This window comes from Herbaspirillum sp. RTI4, assembly GCF_034313965.1.
GTDB lineage: Bacteria > Pseudomonadota > Gammaproteobacteria > Burkholderiales > Burkholderiaceae_D > Herbaspirillum.
The window spans coordinates 1,992,655-2,011,863 of record NZ_JAVIWQ010000002.1 but is presented as its reverse complement, the minus strand read 5'-3'; the positions used below and the strand labels follow the sequence as shown (position 1 = coordinate 2,011,863).

The following is a 19,209-nucleotide window of genomic DNA, read 5'->3' as shown; positions in this document are numbered from 1 at the left end:
TGAACTCCATGCGGAGATCCAATGCGCCGCGTCCCGACTACAACAAAAAACCAATTACTCGTCGTTCTTGGTTTTGAGAACTTTACGCCCACGGTAGAAACCGTTCGGGCTGATGTGATGACGCAGATGCGTTTCACCAGTCGTTGGCTCTACTGCCAGTGGCGGCGCAACCAGAAAATCGTGTGCACGATGCATGCCGCGCTTGGAAGGTGTTTTTTTGTTTTGCTGGACTGCCATGATAACTCCTGAATCTTGAAATCAAAATTTTAACATACTCGATTGCCGGCAACGAAATCCCGCCACCCTGCCACCAACCGCAATACACTTCCCGCCCTACTATCGGACGGTTATTTACGACAGATATTTACTTCTGCAAATTCTTTAATATAGCGAACGGGGAGGCGTCCTCACTAACAACATCCACTCCGACATCCTGATCGACAGGGCAAATTTGATGCTTGGGAGCCAAAGGCAACGCTAACAGCGCCTCATCCTCAACCAAATAATGCACATCAAAAGCTTGCGAACCAACGATGATGTCAATTTCCTCGTCGCCCACCATTGATTCCAGCGCGTCAGCCTGATCTTCATCGACGGCCAGAACTATAAAAGACTCAGTTTTAATAGTGAAAGGCAGTGGACCCAGGCAACGCTGACATATCAGCTGCAATTCACCACTGACGCTGACTTTCAGCCCCGGATGCCCAAGCAGATCAACGCCGCCCTGAACCGACCAGTCGATAGATCCCGCCGCACCTACGCACTCTTGCGACAACCGGACTAAATCGGCAACAGGAATAGTCCCTACTGCCAGCTCTTTGAGCCGACTGAATTCAAACGCGTCGATTACTAAAGAGTCCATAGTCTAGATCAAGCTGGAAAGCCTGCGATAATAACGGATTATCCCTTAGCAGTCAAAGTGTTAGCACTCATCTGCGCGGATTTCGCATCAAAATCGAAACAGCATTCAGAAAACCCCACATCATGCCGACCCTCACGCACCCGCTAGTAGTACTCGGTTCCAGCTCGCCTTACAGGGCAGAATTGCTGTCTCGACTAGCAATTCCCTTCAACATTGATGTCCCCGCCATCGATGAAACCGCTCGCCCCGGCGAAACCCCTCCGGTCACAGCACTGCGCTTGGCAGTAGCCAAGGCGCGTGCCGTTGCAGAACGATGGCCCGGCGCATTGGTCATCGGATCAGATCAGGTCGCCACACTCGACGGCGCGCAAATAGGAAAACCCGGCTCACACGCCAAGGCACTCCAGCAATTACAAACCATGCGCGGGCGCTGCGTTATGTTTCATACCGCACTGTGCCTATGGGATGGGCGCCTATCCGATCCGGCACAAGCCGCCCAAACGGCAAACGTGCTGACCGCCGTCACCTTCCGCAATCTGCCCGACAGCGAACTGGAAGCGTATCTGCGCATAGAACAGCCCTACGACTGCGCAGGCAGCGCCAAAAATGAGGGCCTGGGCATTGCCATCCTGGAAAAAATCGAAAGTGACGACCCGACCGCACTCACCGGATTGCCCCTGATCGCACTCACCACGATGCTGCGGCACGCGGGGGTATCATTTTTTAGCCGACGCGATTAACGAATCAGCAACACATCAAGACTGACGCCGGGGAAAGCCCTCGGCCGTAATCCGGTCCCAGACCAGATTTTTTTGATCCTGCGACATGAATACCCAATCGGCAACCTCCATGACCGTGCGGCCACAACCGCGGCACACATCATCGAAGGTAGTCGAACAGACAGCAACACAAGGGGTATCAGGACGATCGGCAACAGGAATAGACATCAAGACCTTCAAAGAAGAAAACGAATATACGCCTTGTATTTTACCAAGCCCGGCCTTCGAGGGTTGCCGAAGGCAATAAAGTCGATACCAACAACGTGCATGCCAGCCATCCCCCCAGGTCAAGCGACCTCGCATCGCACCATAGCACCCCAAAAATTAGCGAAGCGAACAGGCAAAAAAAAGCCCGCTAACCAGAGGCTGCGGGCTGAATCCAATTTCTTTTGAGATTGGAGGAGACAAATCAACTATAGCGCAGCGCAGCATATTACGACTAATTTATTTTAAGAATATCAGTCATTCGCAAAGCACATAACACGCTCACTCCTAATCTGCCCGTCAATCCCGCCCTACCCCGCCACATTACTTCACGCCGCCACAGTAAAACTGATGCGCGTAAAGCCTTCAGCATTGCTTGCCGACACCATGCCGCCGTGCATCTGCGCAATCGCCTTGACGATCGCCAACCCTAAGCCATGCCCATGCATCGACTGCGTATCATGACGCGACGCATCAATCCGGTAGAAACGGTCAAACAAGCGACCCAGATGCTGCTCCGCAATAGGCAATCCCGGATTCGACACCGTAATACAAATAGCCGCCTCCAGTCGCGCAATAGACACCCGCAAATGCGCACCCGGCGACGAGTGCTGAATCGCATTTTGCAGCAAATTCGTCATTGCCCGGCGGAACAAAGCCGTTTCTATCATCGCGCTGGCATCGCATGGCCCATCGACACCCACCGTCATTGCCATTTCATCGAGCACAAACTCAAAGAAATCGATGGTTTTTCCCACTTCAGCCGCGATCAGCGCCGATTGCAAACTGGTCGCCGCCTCGCCCTGATCCGAACGCGCCAGAAACAGCATGTCGTTAATAATCGCCCGTAAGCGATCCAGCTCTTCCAGATTCGATTGCAGCACCGACTTGAACTGGTCCGCGCTCCGCTCACGCGACAGCGCCACCTGCGTCTCGCCGATCAGATTAGCCAGCGGCGTACGCAACTCATGCGCCACATCGGCATTGAACGATTCCAACTGCTTGTACGCATTTTCAATACGGCCCAGCGCACCATTAAAGGCACCAGCCAGATCCGACAGTTCAGAAGGCAAAGCGGACATATCCAGCCTTTGCGAAAGCGCCTTCGGACTCAGCGTCTTGGCACTATCCGACAGCCGCTTCAACGGCAACAAACCCGCGCGCGCCACCCAATAGGCAAACAGCACCACCAGCACCACACCCAACAGTGACAGACTGATCAACGCCATCAAAAACCTGTGCAACGTTTGATAGTACGAACCGGTATCCGTACCCACAATCAACTGTATCGAGGGCCGGTCCTCCAACGCAGGAATAATAGCCGTCAAGGTACGCATCGGATAGGGCATTCCTTTGATAACAAGTTCACCCAGATGATCGCCGGACTCATCTCCTCCATTGGGATTGCCCCCGAAATCGGTGTGCCGGATATTGGCCAGATCCTTGCCATACTGAAACCGTGGGTCACTGCTCACAATCCAGAACCTCACCTTGCCATTGCCAGGTGTGAGCATATCCAGCCGCGTTTGCAAGCGAGCCCAACGCTCGACGTTACCCGCCCACTCCACCTTGTATTTGATATCGGAAAACGTCGTCTGCAAACCATCGCGCTCGCGGCGCGACAATTCAATCTTGACCACTTCATACAGCACGATACCGATCAAGGAAAAAATCACCAGCGCAGCCGCCGCGAACATCAGCACCAGACGCGCCGTAATGGAATGCCTCACTCCTCGCTCCCGCTCTGGCGCAATTCCAGCACGTATCCCAGGCCACGAATGGTGTGCAGCAATTTCTGTCCGAAGGGTGCATCAATCTTGGCGCGCAAACGCTTGATCGCTACCTCCACCACATTCGTGTTGCTATCGAAATTCATGTCCCAGACCAATTCGGCAATCGTCGTTTTCGACAGAATTTCACCCTGCCGCCGCGCCAGCACCGCCAGCAAGGAGAACTCCTTGGCCGTCAGATCAATGCGCGTAGCAAGTCGATAAGCCTTATGGCTCAACAAATCGATCTGCAAATTCCCGATGCGCAACTGCACCGGCTCGATCATGCGGCCGCGCCGGCTCAAGGCCTGCAGGCGCGCCAGCAATTCCAGAAATGAAAAAGGTTTAATCAGATAATCATCGGCCCCCTCCTGCAAGCCTTTGATGCGGTCCTCGATGCGGTCGCGCGCGGTCAGCATGATGACCGGCGTCTGCTTCGCCGTGCGAAGCGAACGCAGAACGGAAAAGCCGTCCAGTCCGGGCAACATGGCATCGAGCACGATCACATCGTAGTCATGCAACATCGCCAGCTGCAAGCCATCGATGCCATTGGCGGCAAGATCGACCGTACAGCCCTGCTCGTTCAATCCCTGGAACAAATAGTCCGCCGTCTTTTGCTCATCCTCGACGATCAGTATCTTCATGGGCTTCAGACTCCGGCCAGGCTAATGCGACTCAGGAGGAGTCAGCAAACGCGCCTTACGCGCCTGCTCACGCCGTGCCAGACGCGCCGCCTTGCGTTCCATATACCAATAATGCGCACGATCCAGATACAAATACACCACCGGCGTCGTAAACAAAGTCAGCGCCTGCGACACAATCAGACCGCCCACCATGGCGTAGCCCAAAGGACGACGCAATTCCGAACCGGAACCATGACTGAGCATCAGCGGCAAGCCGCTCAACAGCGCGCACATGGTGGTCATCATGATCGGCCTGAAGCGCAACAGGCAGGCCTGATAAATGGCCTCCTCCGGCTTCATGCCATGCTCGCGCTCGGCCACCAGCGCAAAGTCGACCATCATGATCCCGTTTTTCTTGACGATACCGATCAGCAAAATGATCCCGATCAACGCAATCACACTCAGATCGTAACCACCCGCCATCAGAATCAGCAGCGCCCCGATACCCGCCGACGGCAGCGTCGACAGAATCGTCAACGGATGGATATAACTTTCATACAGCAAGCCGAGCACGATATACACCGTCACCAGCGCCGCCGCGATCAGATACGGTTGCGACGACAGCGAATCGCCAAAGGCCTTGGCCGTCCCCTGAAACGCCCCGATCAGTGTCTGCGGCACCGCCATCTCGGTCTGCGCCTTCTGAATCGCATCGACTGCCTGACCCAAGGCCATGCCCGGCGCCAGATTGAAAGAAATCGTCACCGCCGGGAACTGGCTTTGATGACTGATCGACAAATAAGCCGTTTTTTCCGTATCGATCTTGACCAGACTCGACAAGGGCACTTGCTGCCCGTTCAACGGCGACGTGATGTACAGCTTGCTAAACAGCGAAGGATCTTTTTGCAATTCAGGCGTCACTTCCAGCACCACACGATAACTGTTGATCTGCGTAAAGAACTGCGCCACCTGACGCTGGCCGATCGCATCGTAGATCGTGGCATCGATCAGCGACGGCGAAATGCCAAAGCTCGAGGCCCGCGCCCTATCGATGGTCAGCGTCGCCGTCGCCGCGGCATTTTGCTGATCGGACGCCACATCGGTCAATTGCGGCAGAGAACGGAAGCGCGCCAGCAAGCGCGGCGCCCAACTATTGAGTTCTTCCAGATTGGAATCAATCAGCGTGTATTGATATTGCGTGCGCGATAAGCGACCGCCCACATTGATGTCCTGATTCGCCTGCAAAAACAGGTTAATGCCCTGCACCTTGGCGATTTGCGGACGCAGACGCGCAATGACCTGATCCGCACTCGTGGTACGTCCCAGCTCCTTCGATTTCAGACTGATGAAAAAAGTACCGGTATTAAAAGTCGATGCGCCACCACTCATCGCAAAACCGCTGACATCGGGATCCTTACGGACAATTTCCGCCACCAGCAGCATTCGTTTATTCATCGAAGCAAACGACGAGTCTTGCGCCGACTCGGCAAAACCGGCAATCACACCGTTATCCTGCTGCGGAAAAAACCCCTTAGGAATGATGATGAACAGCACGGCCGTCAGCACCAGCGTCCCGAGGAACACGCATAAAGTCAGGAACTGATGCCGCAACACCACATGCAAGCCACGTTTGTAGCCATTAAGCATGGCGTCGAAACCGCGCTCAAACAGCATGTAAAGACGGCCATGCGTTTCCGCATGCGAATTCTTGAGGAAGCGCGAGCACAACATCGGCGTCAGCGTCAGCGAAATCACCACCGACACCACAATCGTCAAGGTCACTGTCACGGCAAATTCACGGAACAAGCGGCCCACAATCCCGCCCATCAGCAGCAGCGGAATAAACACCGCCACCAGCGACACCGAAATAGAAATAATCGTAAACCCGATTTCCGCCGCCCCCTTGTATGCCGCCTCCATCGGCGACATGCCCTCTTCCACATAGCGGTAGATGTTCTCCAGCATCACGATGGCATCATCGACCACAAACCCGACCGCAATCGTCAGCGCCATCAGCGACAGGTTATCCAGGCTATAACCAACCAGATACATGATCGCCGCCGTCCCCATCAGCGCCAGCGGCACTGTCAGACTCGGAATCAGCGTGGCCGGCACATTGCGCAAAAACACAAAGATAATCATCACCACCAGCGCAATGGTCAGCACCAGCGTGAATTCCACATCGTCCACCGAAGCCCGAATCGTCTGCGTCCGGTCAATCAGCGTATTGAGACGAACGCTGGCAGGAATCGCGGCTTGCAAACGCGGCAAGGCCTCCTTGATGCGATCCACCGTTTCGATCACATTCGCGCCCGGCTGCTTGGTCACTGCCAGCACAATCGCGCGCCCGTTGGTGACCGTACTGCCCGGCAACACCGCCGCACCGGCAAACGCCCAAGCCGCCAGTTTCGTATTTTCCGGTCCATCGACAGCGGTACCGATATCGCGCACCCGGATCGGCGCACCATTGCGGTAAGCCAGCACCATATCGCGCCACGGCGCAGCACTCAGCAACTGATCGTTGGTGTAGACAGTGAAACTCTGATGCTCGCCATCCACCGTACCCTTCGGCTGATTGACAGTAGTCGTGGCAATAACGGTGCGGATATCTTCCAGACTCAATCCCAACAGTGCGATTTTTTGCGGATCAACCTGAATCCGCACCGCCGGCTTTTGCGCACCGTTCACGTTCACCAGACCCACGCCGGCGATCTGTGAAATCTGCTGCGCCAAAATGTTATCGGCGTAGTCGCTCACCTGGCTGATCGGCAGCGCATCCGACTGCACCGACATAATCAGAATCGGCGAATCGGCCGGATTGACCTTACGGAAAGTCGGCGGATTCGGCAGATTGGCGGGCAACTGACCTGTGGCGGCATTAATCGCCGCCTGCACATCCAGCGCAGCGGCATCGATATTGCGGTTCAGATCGAATTGCAAAGTGATCTGCGTCGAGCCCAGCGCGCTGAGCGAAGTCATCTGAGACAGCCCGGCGATCAGTGAAAACTGACGCTCCAGCGGCTGCGCCACACTGGACGCCATGATTTCCGAACTACCGCCCGGCAGCGTGGCAGACACCTGAATGGTCGGAAAATCCACCTGCGGCAGCGGCGCTACCGGCAGCAAGGGCCATGTCGCCAGCCCGACCAGCATGATGGCCACTGCCAGCAGGGTCGTACCGATAGGACGTTTGATGAAGAAAGCGGAAATACTCACTTGGCCGGCCCTTTCACGGCCGCCGCCGGCTTGCTGACAACAATGCGCGCCCCAGGACGTAATTTATATTGTCCATCCAGCACGACGTTCTGCCCCACTTGCACGCCTTCCCCGACCACCGCCACGCCATCCTGAATCTGCGTCACCTTTACCGGCTGAATTTGCACCGTATTATCAGCACCCGCCAGGTACACATACGTGCCCTCCTGATTACGCTGAATCGCCGCTGCAGGAACGGTCACTACTTTTTGATGATCGCCCAGCATCAGACGCGCATTGAGGTATTGCCCCGGCCACAAGGCATGATTCGCATTGGCAAAACGCGCCTTGAGTTGCACCGTGCCGCTAGTGGTATCGATCTGATTGTTCAGCAGAATCAGGCTACCGCTGCTGATCGCCGGACCACCGCTGCGCGGCAAAGCCAGTACCTTGAGCGCAGCCTTTCCGGCATTCTGCGCGGCAATGATGGCTGGCACAGCATCTTCCGGCAGCGTGAACAGCACTGTGATCGGATCAATCTGATTGATCACTACCAGTCCGACGGCATCGGTGGCATGCACAATGTTGCCGGGGTCCACCAAGCGCGCACCGACACGCCCGGAAATCGGCGCATTGATCGTCGTAAAGCCCAGTTGCACCTTGGCGTAGGCAATCTGCGCATCGTCGGTTTTGATCGCCGCCGCCAATTGCTGCGTCAAGGCCCGTTGCGTATCGAGCGTTTGCTGCGTCGCTGCATCCTCACTTCTGAGCGTGGTGTAGCGCTGCAAATCGATCATCGCATTGTTCAGCAGCGCCTGATCCTTGGCACGTTGCGCCTGCACCTGTTCCAGCTGCGCCTGCAAAGTACGCGGATCAAGTTGCGCCAGCAATTGCCCGGCCTTGACCTCCTGTCCCTCGACAAAACCGACTTTTTCCAGCGCCCCGTCCACGCGCGCCTTGACGGTCACGGTGGCATTCGGCGTTACCGTACCGACGCCGGTCAGATAAATCGGCACATCTTTTTCAAGGGCCTGCACCACACTAACCGCTACCGGCGGCGCTGGCGGCTTGGCCGCTTTATCGGCCCCCCATCGCACGACGGCAAACCAGATGAGCGCCAATACCAGCAGCGCGATGACGATGAATAGCGTGTTACGTTTTGCAGAAGAAGAAGTTCTCATTGCGCTTGCCCGTTTATTTATTTTTTGGCCAACTTATTGGAAAAATGGGGGAAACTCTGATTCAGTGTCTCGCGCCTTGCCATCATGAGATGGCGTCGCACAGTCGCTGCGTCAAAGGCGCCTTATCAGGGATGCTTAGCAAGGTCTGGCGCACCGGCCACCAGTTCTGCCGCACTCCAGCCGCCGCCGGTCGCCTTGATCAGCGCTACCCCCGCCAGCAACTGACGCCCCTGCAATTGCACTAACGTGCGCTGACTGGCCAGTGCCGCTGCCTGCGCCGTTACCACCGATACATAGGTCACCGTGCCAACCCGGTACTGACTGGTAATCAAGCGTTCCGCCAGCAAGGCCGCCTGCACCGCCTGCGCCTGCACTTTGGATTCGTTTGCCAGCACCCGCAACACGGCCAGGTTGTCCTCCACTTCCTGGAAGCCGCCCAGCACCGTTTGCTTGTACTGCGCCACGGAAGCATCAAACAAGGCAATGGCCTGATCCGTACGCGCCGAGCGCAAACCGCCATCAAACAAGGTGCCTGCCAGTACCGCACCCAGCGACCAGACCCGCGCCGGCGTATTGAACAGGGAAGCAAAACCGGGACTGGAATACCCGCCGCCGGCGCTCAATATCAAAGAAGGAAAGTAAGCCGCCTTGGCCACGCCGATATTGGCGTTGGCCACCGCAACCAGTCGCTCGGCGCTGGCGATATCGGGACGCCGTTCCAGCAATTCGGAAGGCAGACCGACAGGAATGGCGGGCATGACCGCAACGACGGGTCCGGCGACGGGTGACAAAGCAAACACAGCGGGCGCCTTGCCGACCAAGATCGCAATGGCGTGCTCCAACTGACTGCGCGTCGCGTCCAGATCGATTTTTTGCGCCTGTGCGTTGAGCAGCTGCGTTTCCGCTTGCGCCACATCAGAACGCAAAGCGATACCCGCGGCGTATTGACGCTGCGTCAGCTCGAATGTCCGGGTATAGGCCTGGGTCGTCCGCAGGTAGAGGTCACTCAGTAAATCGGTCACCCGCAATTGCAGATAATTCTGCGCCAGCGTCGCCTGAATACTCAGACGCGCGGCGGCCAGCGTCGCTGCGCTGGCCTGACTACCTGCATCGCCGGCTTCCACCGAGCGTCGTACGCGACCCCACACATCCGCTTCCCAGGTCGCGTTCAGGCCCGTGGTGTAAGTGTCCGCCAGTCGAATAGTGCCGTTGGTATTGGTTTGTCCCCGCGCAGCACCTGCGGATATTCCCGCAGTCGGCCAGAACCCGGCTTGCGCCACGCGTGCCGTCGCCTGCGACTGACGGAACTGCGCTTCGGCGTAGCGGATATTCTGATTGGCGCTATTGGCCTGGTCGATCAGGTCACTCAGGACGCTATCGCCATACGCCTCCCACCAGCGATGATTGCCATCGATCTGGCCGGGAATCGCCGTTTTCCAGGGACCGGCTTCCTTGTAAGCAGTGGGTGCCTCAAACGACGGCCGGACATAGTCAGGCCCTACGCTACAGGCCGACAGGGTAACAAGCGCTGTCAGCAGAACCAGATGACGAGAACAACGAAAACCTAGACCCGGCAGCGAACCAGTCGCTACAGTCTTATCTGAAGCATGCATGTGCGGGATGAGAGGAAATAAGTGGAGGTTTATTTAAATTGAGGAAATTGCCGCAAATCAACAAGAAATTGGTATCGCAAGCTTGCATCGATGAGACTCACACAATCGTTAAAGTAGGACTACTATACCCCAAGCTGCATAGGAGCAAGTCAGCTTAAATATGACAAATCTGTCAGAAATAATGAGGGCGAAAGGACGGGGCAATAGACCTCTCTTAATTGCCCAACTGAACCGCCCGCGCCGGCACTCGCATTCGCATCAGCACCAACATTTTTATCCGCACCACAAAATGCAACAGGCCCCTCTTTTGAAGGGGCCTGTTGGATGTAAAGCTGCGTCAGACGAGAGAACTAGCGGAACAACAATCTCACGAATCCCAATCGTCGCCGCCGCCACCGCTGCTGCTGCCGGCGTCATCCCACGAGGAATTATCGGCAACGCCAAAATCGCTGCCGCCCATATTGTCGGCCGGTGGCGGCGTCCATGAGGAATTATCGGCCGGGGCATCGTTGCGATTGCCGCCGTTGTTGCTACCGCTATCGGTAAAGCGATGCATCAGCGCCTGACCTGCCACCACGCCCGCGCCCAGCGCGGCACCCGTTGCCAGACTGCCCATCAAACCACTGCCCGCGCTCGCTGGCGCCTGCTGCTGCGCCACGCCTCCTGCACCGTAACCTGGTTGGCCGCCGTATCCTGCGTTGCCGCTACCAAAACCGGGGACCGGCGCTGCGCCCTGCCCCATAGGAGAAGGATAGGCACCACCGGGCGGCGCTTGCATCACGACGTTATTACCCCGACGCATGGCGCGGAAAAGCAGGAAGCACACCGCAATCACGCCCAATCCGATCAGCAAGAGCGTCAAGGGTGGCATGGAGGTGCTGCTGGCCGGCGTCAGCGCTACTGCCGCCTGAGGTGCCGCCGCCTGAGATGCCGCCTTGCGTTGATTCGGACGCGCAATCAAATCCCTGAGGTTTTGCACTGCTTCCGGCTTGGCGAACAAGAGTCCGGGCGAAAGCCGCTCGGCCGTCGCCAGTTCCGTTGCCGCGCCGGTGGTATTGCCCTGCTTGGCCATTAACTCCGCTTCGACGTAATGCGCCTTGCCGCTGTTCGGATGGTCGATCAAAACCTGCTTCATCATGTCTTGCGCCTCTTTCAGCCGACCCGCCTGCGCCGCCTGATAGACCTCGTGCAAGGAAGGGTCCTGCGCGGCAGAAACCTGTCCCGCAAACGCAAGGCAGGCGAACATCGAAAAACTGACCAGTATTTTTTTGAACATGATTGCGCCCAGAGAGAAAATTGAGTTATCCGAATATTGTCCTAATTCGAGAGAAATGCCCAATTTAGTTTGTATCCATAAGTATCACAGCAAGTATCACCGTAAATATCACAGCAAACATCACGGAACTTACCAAGCGGTGGCTGGCCAAGCATTCCTGTACGGCAAGGCGTTGGCTTTATAATCCCCCATCGCCCCGACCTGTCATGCAGGCGCCCACCCTCACCTGAAAACACCCCCTATGTCCTCCTCCCCAGACAATCTCAGCATGGCGCTGTTTTGCGATTTCGAAAACGTCGCGCTCGGCGTGCGTGACGCCAATTATGAAAAATTCGACATCAAGCCGATTCTCGAACGACTGCTGCTCAAGGGCAGCATCGTGGTCAAGAAAGCGTATTGCGACTGGGATCGCTACAAAGGCTTCAAAGCCGCCATGCACGAAGCCAATTTCGAACTGATTGAAATTCCGCATGTGCGCCAGTCCGGCAAAAATTCAGCCGACATCCGCCTGGTCGTCGATGCACTCGATCTCTGCTACACCAAATCGCACGTCAATACCTTCGTCATCATCAGCGGCGATTCCGACTTTTCGCCGCTGGTCTCCAAGCTGCGCGAAAACAACAAACAAGTCATCGGCGTCGGCGTGAAGCAATCGACCTCCGACCTGCTGGTGGCCAACTGCGATGAATTTATTTTTTACGATGATCTGGTGCGAGAAAGCCGACACGCCGCTGCCAAGCGCGACGCCCGTCAAGGTCAGCCAGCCGCCAAACGCGCCCCAGAAGAAGGACAACCGCGCAAGGAAGACCTGGAAACCCGCAAGACCCAGGCCATCGAAATGGCCGTCGAAACTTTCGACGCCTTGATTTCCGAACGCGGCGACAGCGGCAAAATCTGGGCCTCGATGCTGAAAGAAGCGATCAAGCGCCGCAAGCCGGATTTCAGCGAATCCTATTACGGCTTCCGCGCCTTCGGCAATCTGCTGGAAGAAGCGCAGGCACGCGGCCTGCTCGAATTCGGACGGGACGATAAATCGGGAACCTTCGTTTATCGCAGCAACCAACAAGCCGTCAGCGCCAGCGAAGCCCTGCAGGAACAGCGCACACCGGAGTCGGCGCAGCAGGAAGTGGAAACGCTTGCCGTGGCGGTTGAAGCCAGCGACGAAAATAGCGACGACAGCAACGCCGACCGCCCCGCACCGCGCCGCAAGGGACGCGGAACCCGCAAGCCGGCGCAAAAGAAAACCGACGCGGCGGTAGAGCCTATCGAAAACAATCTGCCGCAGATAGCCGCCGAACCGCTACCGCCTGTAGCTGCGCTTGCACCCGTCGAGACAGACAGCGCCGCGCCCGAAGCAAAGACAAAACCTGCACGCAAACCAGCGGCACGCAGCCGCCGTCCACGCAAACAGGAAACGCCGCCAGACGGCATCTGAACCCCACCCAATTAATCGCTACCGCAACCGGCACCCGCACCCGCGTCTGCCGGTTGTTTTTTATAGCGACAAGATTTATTTGGCGTTCATGCGAATCGCGCCGTCGAGACGGATCACTTCGGCATTGAGATAGCCGTTTTCCGCAATATGCCTGACCAGCGCAGCGAATTCAGAGGGATGCCCCAGACGAGGAGGAAACGGCACCGCCGCCCCCAGCGATTGCAGCACTTCCGCCGGCATGCCCAGCATCATAGGCGTTTCAAAAATGCCCGGCGCAATAGTCATCACGCGAATCCCATAACGCGCCATCTCCCTCGCCAGCGGCAAGGTCATGCCCGCCACCGCTGCCTTGGAGGCTGAATAGGCCGCTTGCCCCACCTGACCGTCAAACGCCGCCACCGAAGCCGTATTGATAATGACGCCGCGCTCACCGTTACTGTCCGGCTCGCCCTTGCTGATCGCCGCAGCGGCAAAGCGCAGCATATTGAAAGTGCCGATCAGATTGATATTGATGACGCGGGCGAAACTGTCCAGACTATGCACGCCCTCACGCCCCAGCACTTTTTCCGCCGGCGCGATACCGGCGCAATTGACCAGTCCGCGCAGACTGCCGAACACTTCCAGCGCCGCATCGACGGCCGCTTTCGCGCTCTCGCCATCGGTAATATCGGTTTTAACAAAATGCGCCGCCGCGCCCAATTCTTGCGCCATTGCCGCGCCAGACTCGGCATTGATATCGGCCAGCAACACCTTGCCGCCCGCAGCGACCAGCATGCGCGCCGTGACCGCGCCCAGACCGGAACCCGCACCGGTCACGACAAATACGCTATTTTCAATTTGCATTCGTGCTCTCCATTCATGTTCTCCTTTAGACATGCGCCCGGCCAACAAAGATGGCGGCGAGGGTGCGCAATGACGCATCAGTATGCGCAATTATGGCCACAATTATCACCACAAAAGAAAAGAAATCCTCCGCGAGCATGTCGGGAGAAGAGATACACCGCAACCCCATCGTCCCGAGTTTACGACGGTAGGGGGGTAAAAATAAGGCGTGTTTTGAAAGACGCGTTGTGAAAGACGCGCGCCGCCGATTACCTCTCCCGTTTACTGAACGTAACCGGGAATCTTGCTGTGATCGACCGCATCGATCTGATGCGGACTCATGAAGCGATCGGCATACTGCTGATACACCTTGCTGCGCACGAAAACGTCGAATAAATCAGGATCAATATGATCGCGCTGACGGAAGCCACCCAAGATTTCCAGGGCTTCGCTCAGCGTATTGCCGCGCTTGTAAGGCCTGTCCATCGCGGTCAATGCCTCAAAAATATCGGCAATCGCCATCACCCGCGCCGGCACCGACATCTGGTCGCCGCGCAAGCCACGCGGATAGCCTTTGCCATCCATGCGCTCATGGTGCCCGCCCGCGTACTCAGGCACCTGCTTCAATTGTTTGGGCCAGGGCAAGGACTCCAGCATCTTGATCGTCACCACGATGTGATTGTTGATGATGAGGCGTTCTTCCTCATTTAACGTACCGGCCCGGATGCTGAGATTCATCGCCTCGTCTTCGCTCAGCACATTGCCCTGCACGCCCTCAGGGCCGACCCATTGGCGCTTGGCAATCTCTGCCACGCGCTGCTGGCTTTCCGGTTTCATGCCTTCGCTGCCCAGATTGCTCTTGCGTAAAAAATCACGGTCGGCATCAATCTCTGCGATTTCTTGCTGCAACTGGCGCGCCATCTCCGCCACCTGCGCCGCATCGAAAGACACGCCGGAGGCATATTGCTTCTTCAGCATCCGAATTTCCGCATCCCGCTTGAGCACCTCAAAACGTGCGTCCACCAGATGAATGCGGTCGTAAATGGTTTCCAGCTTGGTGGATTTTTCCACCACATGATTGGGCGTGGTGATCTTGCCGCAATCGTGCAGCAAACCGGCGACCCACAATTCCCGCCGGTCGCGCTCGCTCATCGTAAACGCTGCCATCGGCCCGGAGACGGTCTCGTGCGTGGCCTCGGCCAGCATCATGGCCAGTTCCGGCACCTGCTCGCAATGACGGCCGGTATGCGCCGATTTCTCATCGATGCCCATATTGATCAGCTTGATGAAATGCTCGAACAGCGTTTCCAGGCGATAGATCAATTGCTGATTGGTAATCGCAATCGCTGCTTGCGACGCCAGCGCTTCGATGAATTTCTGGTCGGTCACGGAAAACGGATGCGGCTGCCCTGTCGCCGGATTAATGGCATTGACCAGTTGCAATACGCCGATCAGTTCACCTTCGTGATCCTGCATCGGCACAGTCAAAAACGAGGTCGAATGGTAGCCATATTTTTTATCGAACTGCCGCATGCCGGAAAAATTGAATTCGTCAGCCTGATACACGTCGGCAATATTGACCGAATGCCTTGTATTAGCGGCATAAGCGGCCACAGCGCTCAGATTGGGCGTGCCGTCTTCATTGCGCAGCGGGAGGTTGGGAATGGTGATTTTCTGATCGCTGCTGCCGCCCTGATGCATGTTCAGCGAATCATTGATAGAGATATAGAACGCCAGACTTTCCGCGCCATCCGCGCCTTCTTCGGTACGGTACAAGGTACCGCCGTCCGCCAGCGTAATCGTTTTTGCCGTCTGCAAAATACGTTCCAGCAGCAGGGGAATATTGCGGTTACTGCTCAGGGCAAGGCTGAGTTCGGTCAGCATTTCGAGGCGGTCACTGATATCGGTTTGCGGCTGATCCATCTTATTTTTCCTTGCGTGGAAGGTGTGCCAGCAATACTGACATCATTTTTTCGATCGTACAGGAAGCGGAACAATTTCCCTAAAAGGACAGACGGTAAGCCTCATTCGTCACCGCCAGACGGCCTGCAATGGTTTTCACCACATAGTTATGCAATTGCAAGGCCGTCGCAGGTTCTTCTTTCTCCAGTTCACGCAAATGGATGGCAGACAAGCGGTGCGCCCGTGTCGGCCTGTCCGTCATGACATCCGCAGTGCGCTGAAGGCCGGTATAGAGCGCCATTTCACCGACGATAGTACCGCTTCCAAACGATCTTAATCGAACCGGCCGGCCCCCCTCCCAGGACAACCAGATACTGACCTGGCCATACTCAATAAAATACATACCGTCGCCGTTATCGCCCTTGTTGAACAGCAGATCGCCGGCTTGCAGGTCAATCACTTCCAGCCGCGCAAACAGATGCGGCAATTGCTCCGCAGCGAAATGCTGCGCCATGCTTTGATGCCAATCCGGTGCTACCTGCTCCGTCTGCAATTTTTGCAGCAGCGCATTTTCTATCCATTCAAGCCCGCTATCCAGATACTCGAATTCCGGCACAGCGACGCCCTGCCCCAAGGCATGCGCCAGCGACAAACGCGCACTCTCGGTCACCCCGGTCAGAACCAGCGTGACGCCGCGTTCATTGCAGATCTGGCGCAACTTGATAAAACTTTGCGACGTAGAAGCATCCACTCCCTGCACACGACGGAAATCGATGACCACATATTCCACCTGCAAACGTAGCTGCTCGCGAACGCGCTCGACCATCTGGTTGGAGCTGCCGAAAAACAGGAAGCCCTGAAGACAGACGCCAAAAATGCGATAGCCCTCTTCTTTGAGCAGCAGGCTGGTTTCCCGATCACGCTCCAGCCGGGAGGTTAATGAGCTTCCCGAAAATGCCATCTGAATGCACGATATGCTGCCGTAATCGACAACAAACAAGACGCAGGCAACCATCACGCCCAACACCACACCGGCCACAAAGCCGGAGACCGCAATCACCACCAGAATCAAGAGGATCAGTAAATAGTCGCTGCGCGACAAATGCCGTCGGGATTTGATCACCCACTCTTCCAGCAGTCCCCATGCCAGCGCGCCCAGCAGTCCGGCCAGAACAGGTTTAGGCACCAGCGAGATCATGTCGGAAAAAAAGCCGGCGAACAGCAGAACAAACAACGCCGCCAGCACACCCGTCACGCGGCTGCGGCTACCGGCCCGGTAATTGATCATGGTGCGGCTGAGCGAAGGTGCGCCGATACCGCCGCCCATCAGGCCGGAAACCAGATTGGCAATCCCGGTGCTGCGCAACTCATGGTTGAAATCAATCTCGCTCTTGGTCGCCAGACTGATCGCGGTCGCGTTGAGCAGCAGCGCCAGCGTCACCACCACCACCATTGCCAGGACTTCCCTGTAATGATGCGATAGCAGCGACCAGTTCACTTCCGACAGCGGCAAATTGAAAGGAAGTAATTCACTGCTGTGGGGCAGCGGTTGAAACATCCAGCCCATGCTGCGCGCCTGCTCCACACTGCTATCGCTCAAGTGCAGGCCAATGAAAAAAACAGCGCTCGCCCCCAATAAAATCAGCGGTAAAACGATAGGATGCCGCCATTGCCGCTTACTTGCTAAGACCATCAAACCGGTCACCATCAGCATCGGCACCAGCACCAGCCAGTGGGTATGCAGTAGCAGCGGCAGACTGAAAAAGCTCAGTTCCTGACCGGTCGCAATACCGAAAGCACCGCTCAACAGCAAATAACCCGAGCCGGCCAGAAAACCGCCGACGACCGGAAACGGAATGAATTGCACCAGATTGCCGCGTCGCGCCCCGCCCAGCATCAGCATGCAAAGACCCGAGATCAGCGTACTCAGAGAAACCGCCACCATCACCGTCACAGCGATTTGCGGCGGCGTGCTGCCGTTGGCATGCATCTCTCCCACAATCCCGGCCACCAGCAAAGACAGCACCGCGACGGAATTGGTATCGGTCCCGCCCACCATGAAGGGCAGCGAACTGGTGCAGGCCGATAGCAGCATGATGACAAACAGGGACAGCAAGAGCAGCGGCAAACCGACTGCCAGCAAGGCAGACCCGCCGCTGCCGTAAATCATCGCCGCATAACTCGTGGTGAAACTGATGGAAATGAGCGCCAGAACCAGTGCGGCAGGAAGTTGCCCCGGCACGGCTCGTAAAAAAGACTGGATGGTGGACGTCAACTGTAGAGGTTTTGTGGAACGGGGGTTTTCAGTCACTGGATTAGACATTGGCTTTGGTTTTATTTGAATGTAGTTTGATTATCCGACAATTAAATGACCGGATAATTAACAATCTGATTTCCTGGTAAAAAAACCAAAGGTGTTGGCAAAAAGATATTTAAAACAACATACGGTTTTTTATTGATCTGCACTGCGGGATACCCTACCATCGGGCGCTGTTGTGCAGTTTCCGCGCGGTTTTCGCGCGGTTTTCATTACAGCGCCCATAAAATAAGTTCTCTTAAGGCAACATCGCAAACTCGCACCGCACGAATAATTCGTAAACAATTTCCCGCATTCACTTCCGCAGGAAGACCGGGATCACTCAATATCAAAAGAACAAGGGCAGGATGCGTGTAAAAATTCTTGGCTGTAGTGGCGGCATCGGTGGCGGCATCGGTGGCGGCATCGGTGGCGGCATCGGTGGCGGCATCGGTGGCGGCAACGAAGCCAGCCCTCCGCTGCGCACCACATCGCTACTGGTGGATGACGACATCCTCATCGACGCCGGTACCGGTGCCGGCGACCTGACGCTCGATGCGATGGCGAAAATCGACCATGTGTTCCTCACCCATTCGCATCTGGACCACATTGCCTGCCTGCCGTTTATTCTCGACAGCGTCGGCGATCTGCGCGGCAAGCCACTGACCATGCACGCCACCCGGGAAACGCAAGCTATCCTGCAAGCGCATATTTTCAACTGGTTGATCTGGCCCGATTTCAGCCAGATCCCTTCCGTCGAAAAACCATTCCTGCGTTTCAATACGATTGAAGTCGGCCAGCCCGTCGTCATCGGTCAGCGCAGCTTTACCGCGCTGCCAGCCAATCACACCGTACCCGCCGTCGGCTACCGGCTCGATAACGATGTCAGCAAGGCCAGCATGGTGTTCAGCGGCGACACCACGGTCTGCGATGCGCTGTGGGAAGCCGTCAACCGCATCCCTGATTTACGCTACCTGATTATCGAATCAGCCTTCGTCAACAGCGAACTCGCCCTGGCCATCCTGTCCAAACATTTCTGCCCTAGTCTGCTGCTGAGCGAACTGAAGAAGCTGCACGCGCGGCCAGACATTTACGTCACCCACGCCAAGCCCGGTCAGTTCGAGCAAATCGAACGCGAGATTACGCAAGGCGGCGATCATCGCCTGTCCATGCTGATGGCGGCATCGGTCTTCGAGTTTTAAAAAAGGCCGGGGCTTTTACTCCCCCGCTTAAAATTCGCCCATCACAGCAT

The 19,209-nt window shown here is 56.5% G+C and carries 15 protein-coding genes; 3 read left to right on the top strand and 12 right to left on the bottom strand.

Annotated features, from left to right (window positions below; all coding sequences use genetic code 11):
* Positions 1-54: 54 nt before the first annotated feature.
* Together rpmF and RGU70_RS09125 are read right to left on the bottom strand one after the other, a co-directional pair.
* Positions 55-237 (bottom strand): 50S ribosomal protein L32, encoded by a 183-nt coding sequence (gene rpmF / locus RGU70_RS09130; protein ID WP_083439269.1) that lies wholly within the window; start codon positions 235-237, stop codon positions 55-57.
* A 127-nt stretch (positions 238-364) separates the two neighbouring features.
* Positions 365-862, bottom strand: coding sequence for a YceD family protein (locus RGU70_RS09125; protein WP_322209086.1), 498 nt, complete (start codon positions 860-862; stop codon positions 365-367).
* A 122-nt stretch (positions 863-984) separates the two neighbouring features.
* Here RGU70_RS09125 and RGU70_RS09120 point away from each other — a divergent pair, with 122 nt between their 5' ends.
* Positions 985-1,602 (top strand): Maf-like protein, encoded by a 618-nt coding sequence (locus RGU70_RS09120; RefSeq protein ID WP_322209085.1) that lies wholly within the window; start codon positions 985-987, stop codon positions 1,600-1,602.
* 15 nt (positions 1,603-1,617) lie between these two features.
* On the opposite strand, the gene RGU70_RS09115 is transcribed toward RGU70_RS09120, so the two are convergent.
* The 7 genes from RGU70_RS09115 to RGU70_RS09085 form a co-directional block, all read right to left on the bottom strand.
* The gene (locus tag RGU70_RS09115; protein WP_322209084.1) at positions 1,618-1,809 is read right to left on the bottom strand and encodes a DUF1289 domain-containing protein; all 192 of its coding nucleotides are present in this window, start codon (positions 1,807-1,809) and stop codon (positions 1,618-1,620) included.
* 365 nt (positions 1,810-2,174) lie between these two features.
* Positions 2,175-3,575 carry a heavy metal sensor histidine kinase gene (locus tag RGU70_RS09110; protein WP_322209083.1) on the bottom strand — a complete coding sequence of 467 codons (1,401 nt, stop codon included), beginning with the start codon at positions 3,573-3,575 and terminating at the stop codon, positions 2,175-2,177.
* On the bottom strand, positions 3,572-4,258 hold the full coding sequence (locus RGU70_RS09105) for a heavy metal response regulator transcription factor (protein WP_322209082.1): 687 nt from the start codon (positions 4,256-4,258) through the stop codon (positions 3,572-3,574). Before RGU70_RS09105 ends, RGU70_RS09110 begins: the two co-directional genes overlap by 4 nt.
* 21 nt (positions 4,259-4,279) lie before the next feature.
* Complete coding sequence (locus RGU70_RS09100) at positions 4,280-7,453, bottom strand: efflux RND transporter permease subunit (RefSeq protein ID WP_322209081.1); 3,174 nt, start codon at positions 7,451-7,453, stop codon at positions 4,280-4,282.
* Positions 7,450-8,613: an efflux RND transporter periplasmic adaptor subunit gene (locus RGU70_RS09095; RefSeq protein WP_322209080.1), complete on the bottom strand. Its 1,164-nt coding sequence runs from the start codon at positions 8,611-8,613 to the stop codon at positions 7,450-7,452. The genes RGU70_RS09100 and RGU70_RS09095 overlap by 4 nt, the downstream gene beginning before the upstream one ends.
* A 125-nt stretch (positions 8,614-8,738) precedes the next feature.
* Positions 8,739-10,226, bottom strand: coding sequence for an efflux transporter outer membrane subunit (locus RGU70_RS09090; protein WP_322209079.1), 1,488 nt, complete (start codon positions 10,224-10,226; stop codon positions 8,739-8,741).
* A gap of 367 nt (positions 10,227-10,593) precedes the next feature.
* Positions 10,594-11,502, bottom strand: coding sequence for a tetratricopeptide repeat protein (locus tag RGU70_RS09085; RefSeq protein WP_322209078.1), 909 nt, complete (start codon positions 11,500-11,502; stop codon positions 10,594-10,596).
* A gap of 241 nt (positions 11,503-11,743) precedes the next feature.
* Between RGU70_RS09085 and RGU70_RS09080 the strand changes: the two genes are divergently transcribed.
* The gene (locus RGU70_RS09080; protein ID WP_322209077.1) at positions 11,744-12,937 is read left to right on the top strand and encodes an NYN domain-containing protein; all 1,194 of its coding nucleotides are present in this window, start codon (positions 11,744-11,746) and stop codon (positions 12,935-12,937) included.
* A gap of 75 nt (positions 12,938-13,012) precedes the next feature.
* Here RGU70_RS09080 and RGU70_RS09075 read toward each other — a convergent pair whose 3' ends face one another.
* The 3 genes from RGU70_RS09075 to RGU70_RS09065 form a co-directional block, all read right to left on the bottom strand.
* Positions 13,013-13,780 carry a 3-hydroxyacyl-CoA dehydrogenase gene (locus tag RGU70_RS09075; protein ID WP_322209076.1) on the bottom strand — a complete coding sequence of 256 codons (768 nt, stop codon included), beginning with the start codon at positions 13,778-13,780 and terminating at the stop codon, positions 13,013-13,015.
* Positions 13,781-14,041: 261 nt separating this feature from the next.
* The gene (locus tag RGU70_RS09070; RefSeq protein WP_322209075.1) at positions 14,042-15,682 is read right to left on the bottom strand and encodes an HD domain-containing phosphohydrolase; all 1,641 of its coding nucleotides are present in this window, start codon (positions 15,680-15,682) and stop codon (positions 14,042-14,044) included.
* Positions 15,683-15,761: 79 nt separating this feature from the next.
* A complete protein-coding gene (locus tag RGU70_RS09065; RefSeq protein WP_322209074.1) occupies positions 15,762-17,936 on the bottom strand; it encodes an SLC26A/SulP transporter family protein in 2,175 nt (724 codons plus the stop codon).
* Positions 17,937-18,325: 389 nt separating this feature from the next.
* On the opposite strand from RGU70_RS09065, the gene RGU70_RS09060 reads away from it, so the two are divergent.
* Positions 18,326-19,159 carry a 3',5'-cyclic-nucleotide phosphodiesterase gene (locus RGU70_RS09060; RefSeq protein ID WP_322209073.1) on the top strand — a complete coding sequence of 278 codons (834 nt, stop codon included), beginning with the start codon at positions 18,326-18,328 and terminating at the stop codon, positions 19,157-19,159.
* Positions 19,160-19,209: the final 50 nt, after the last annotated feature.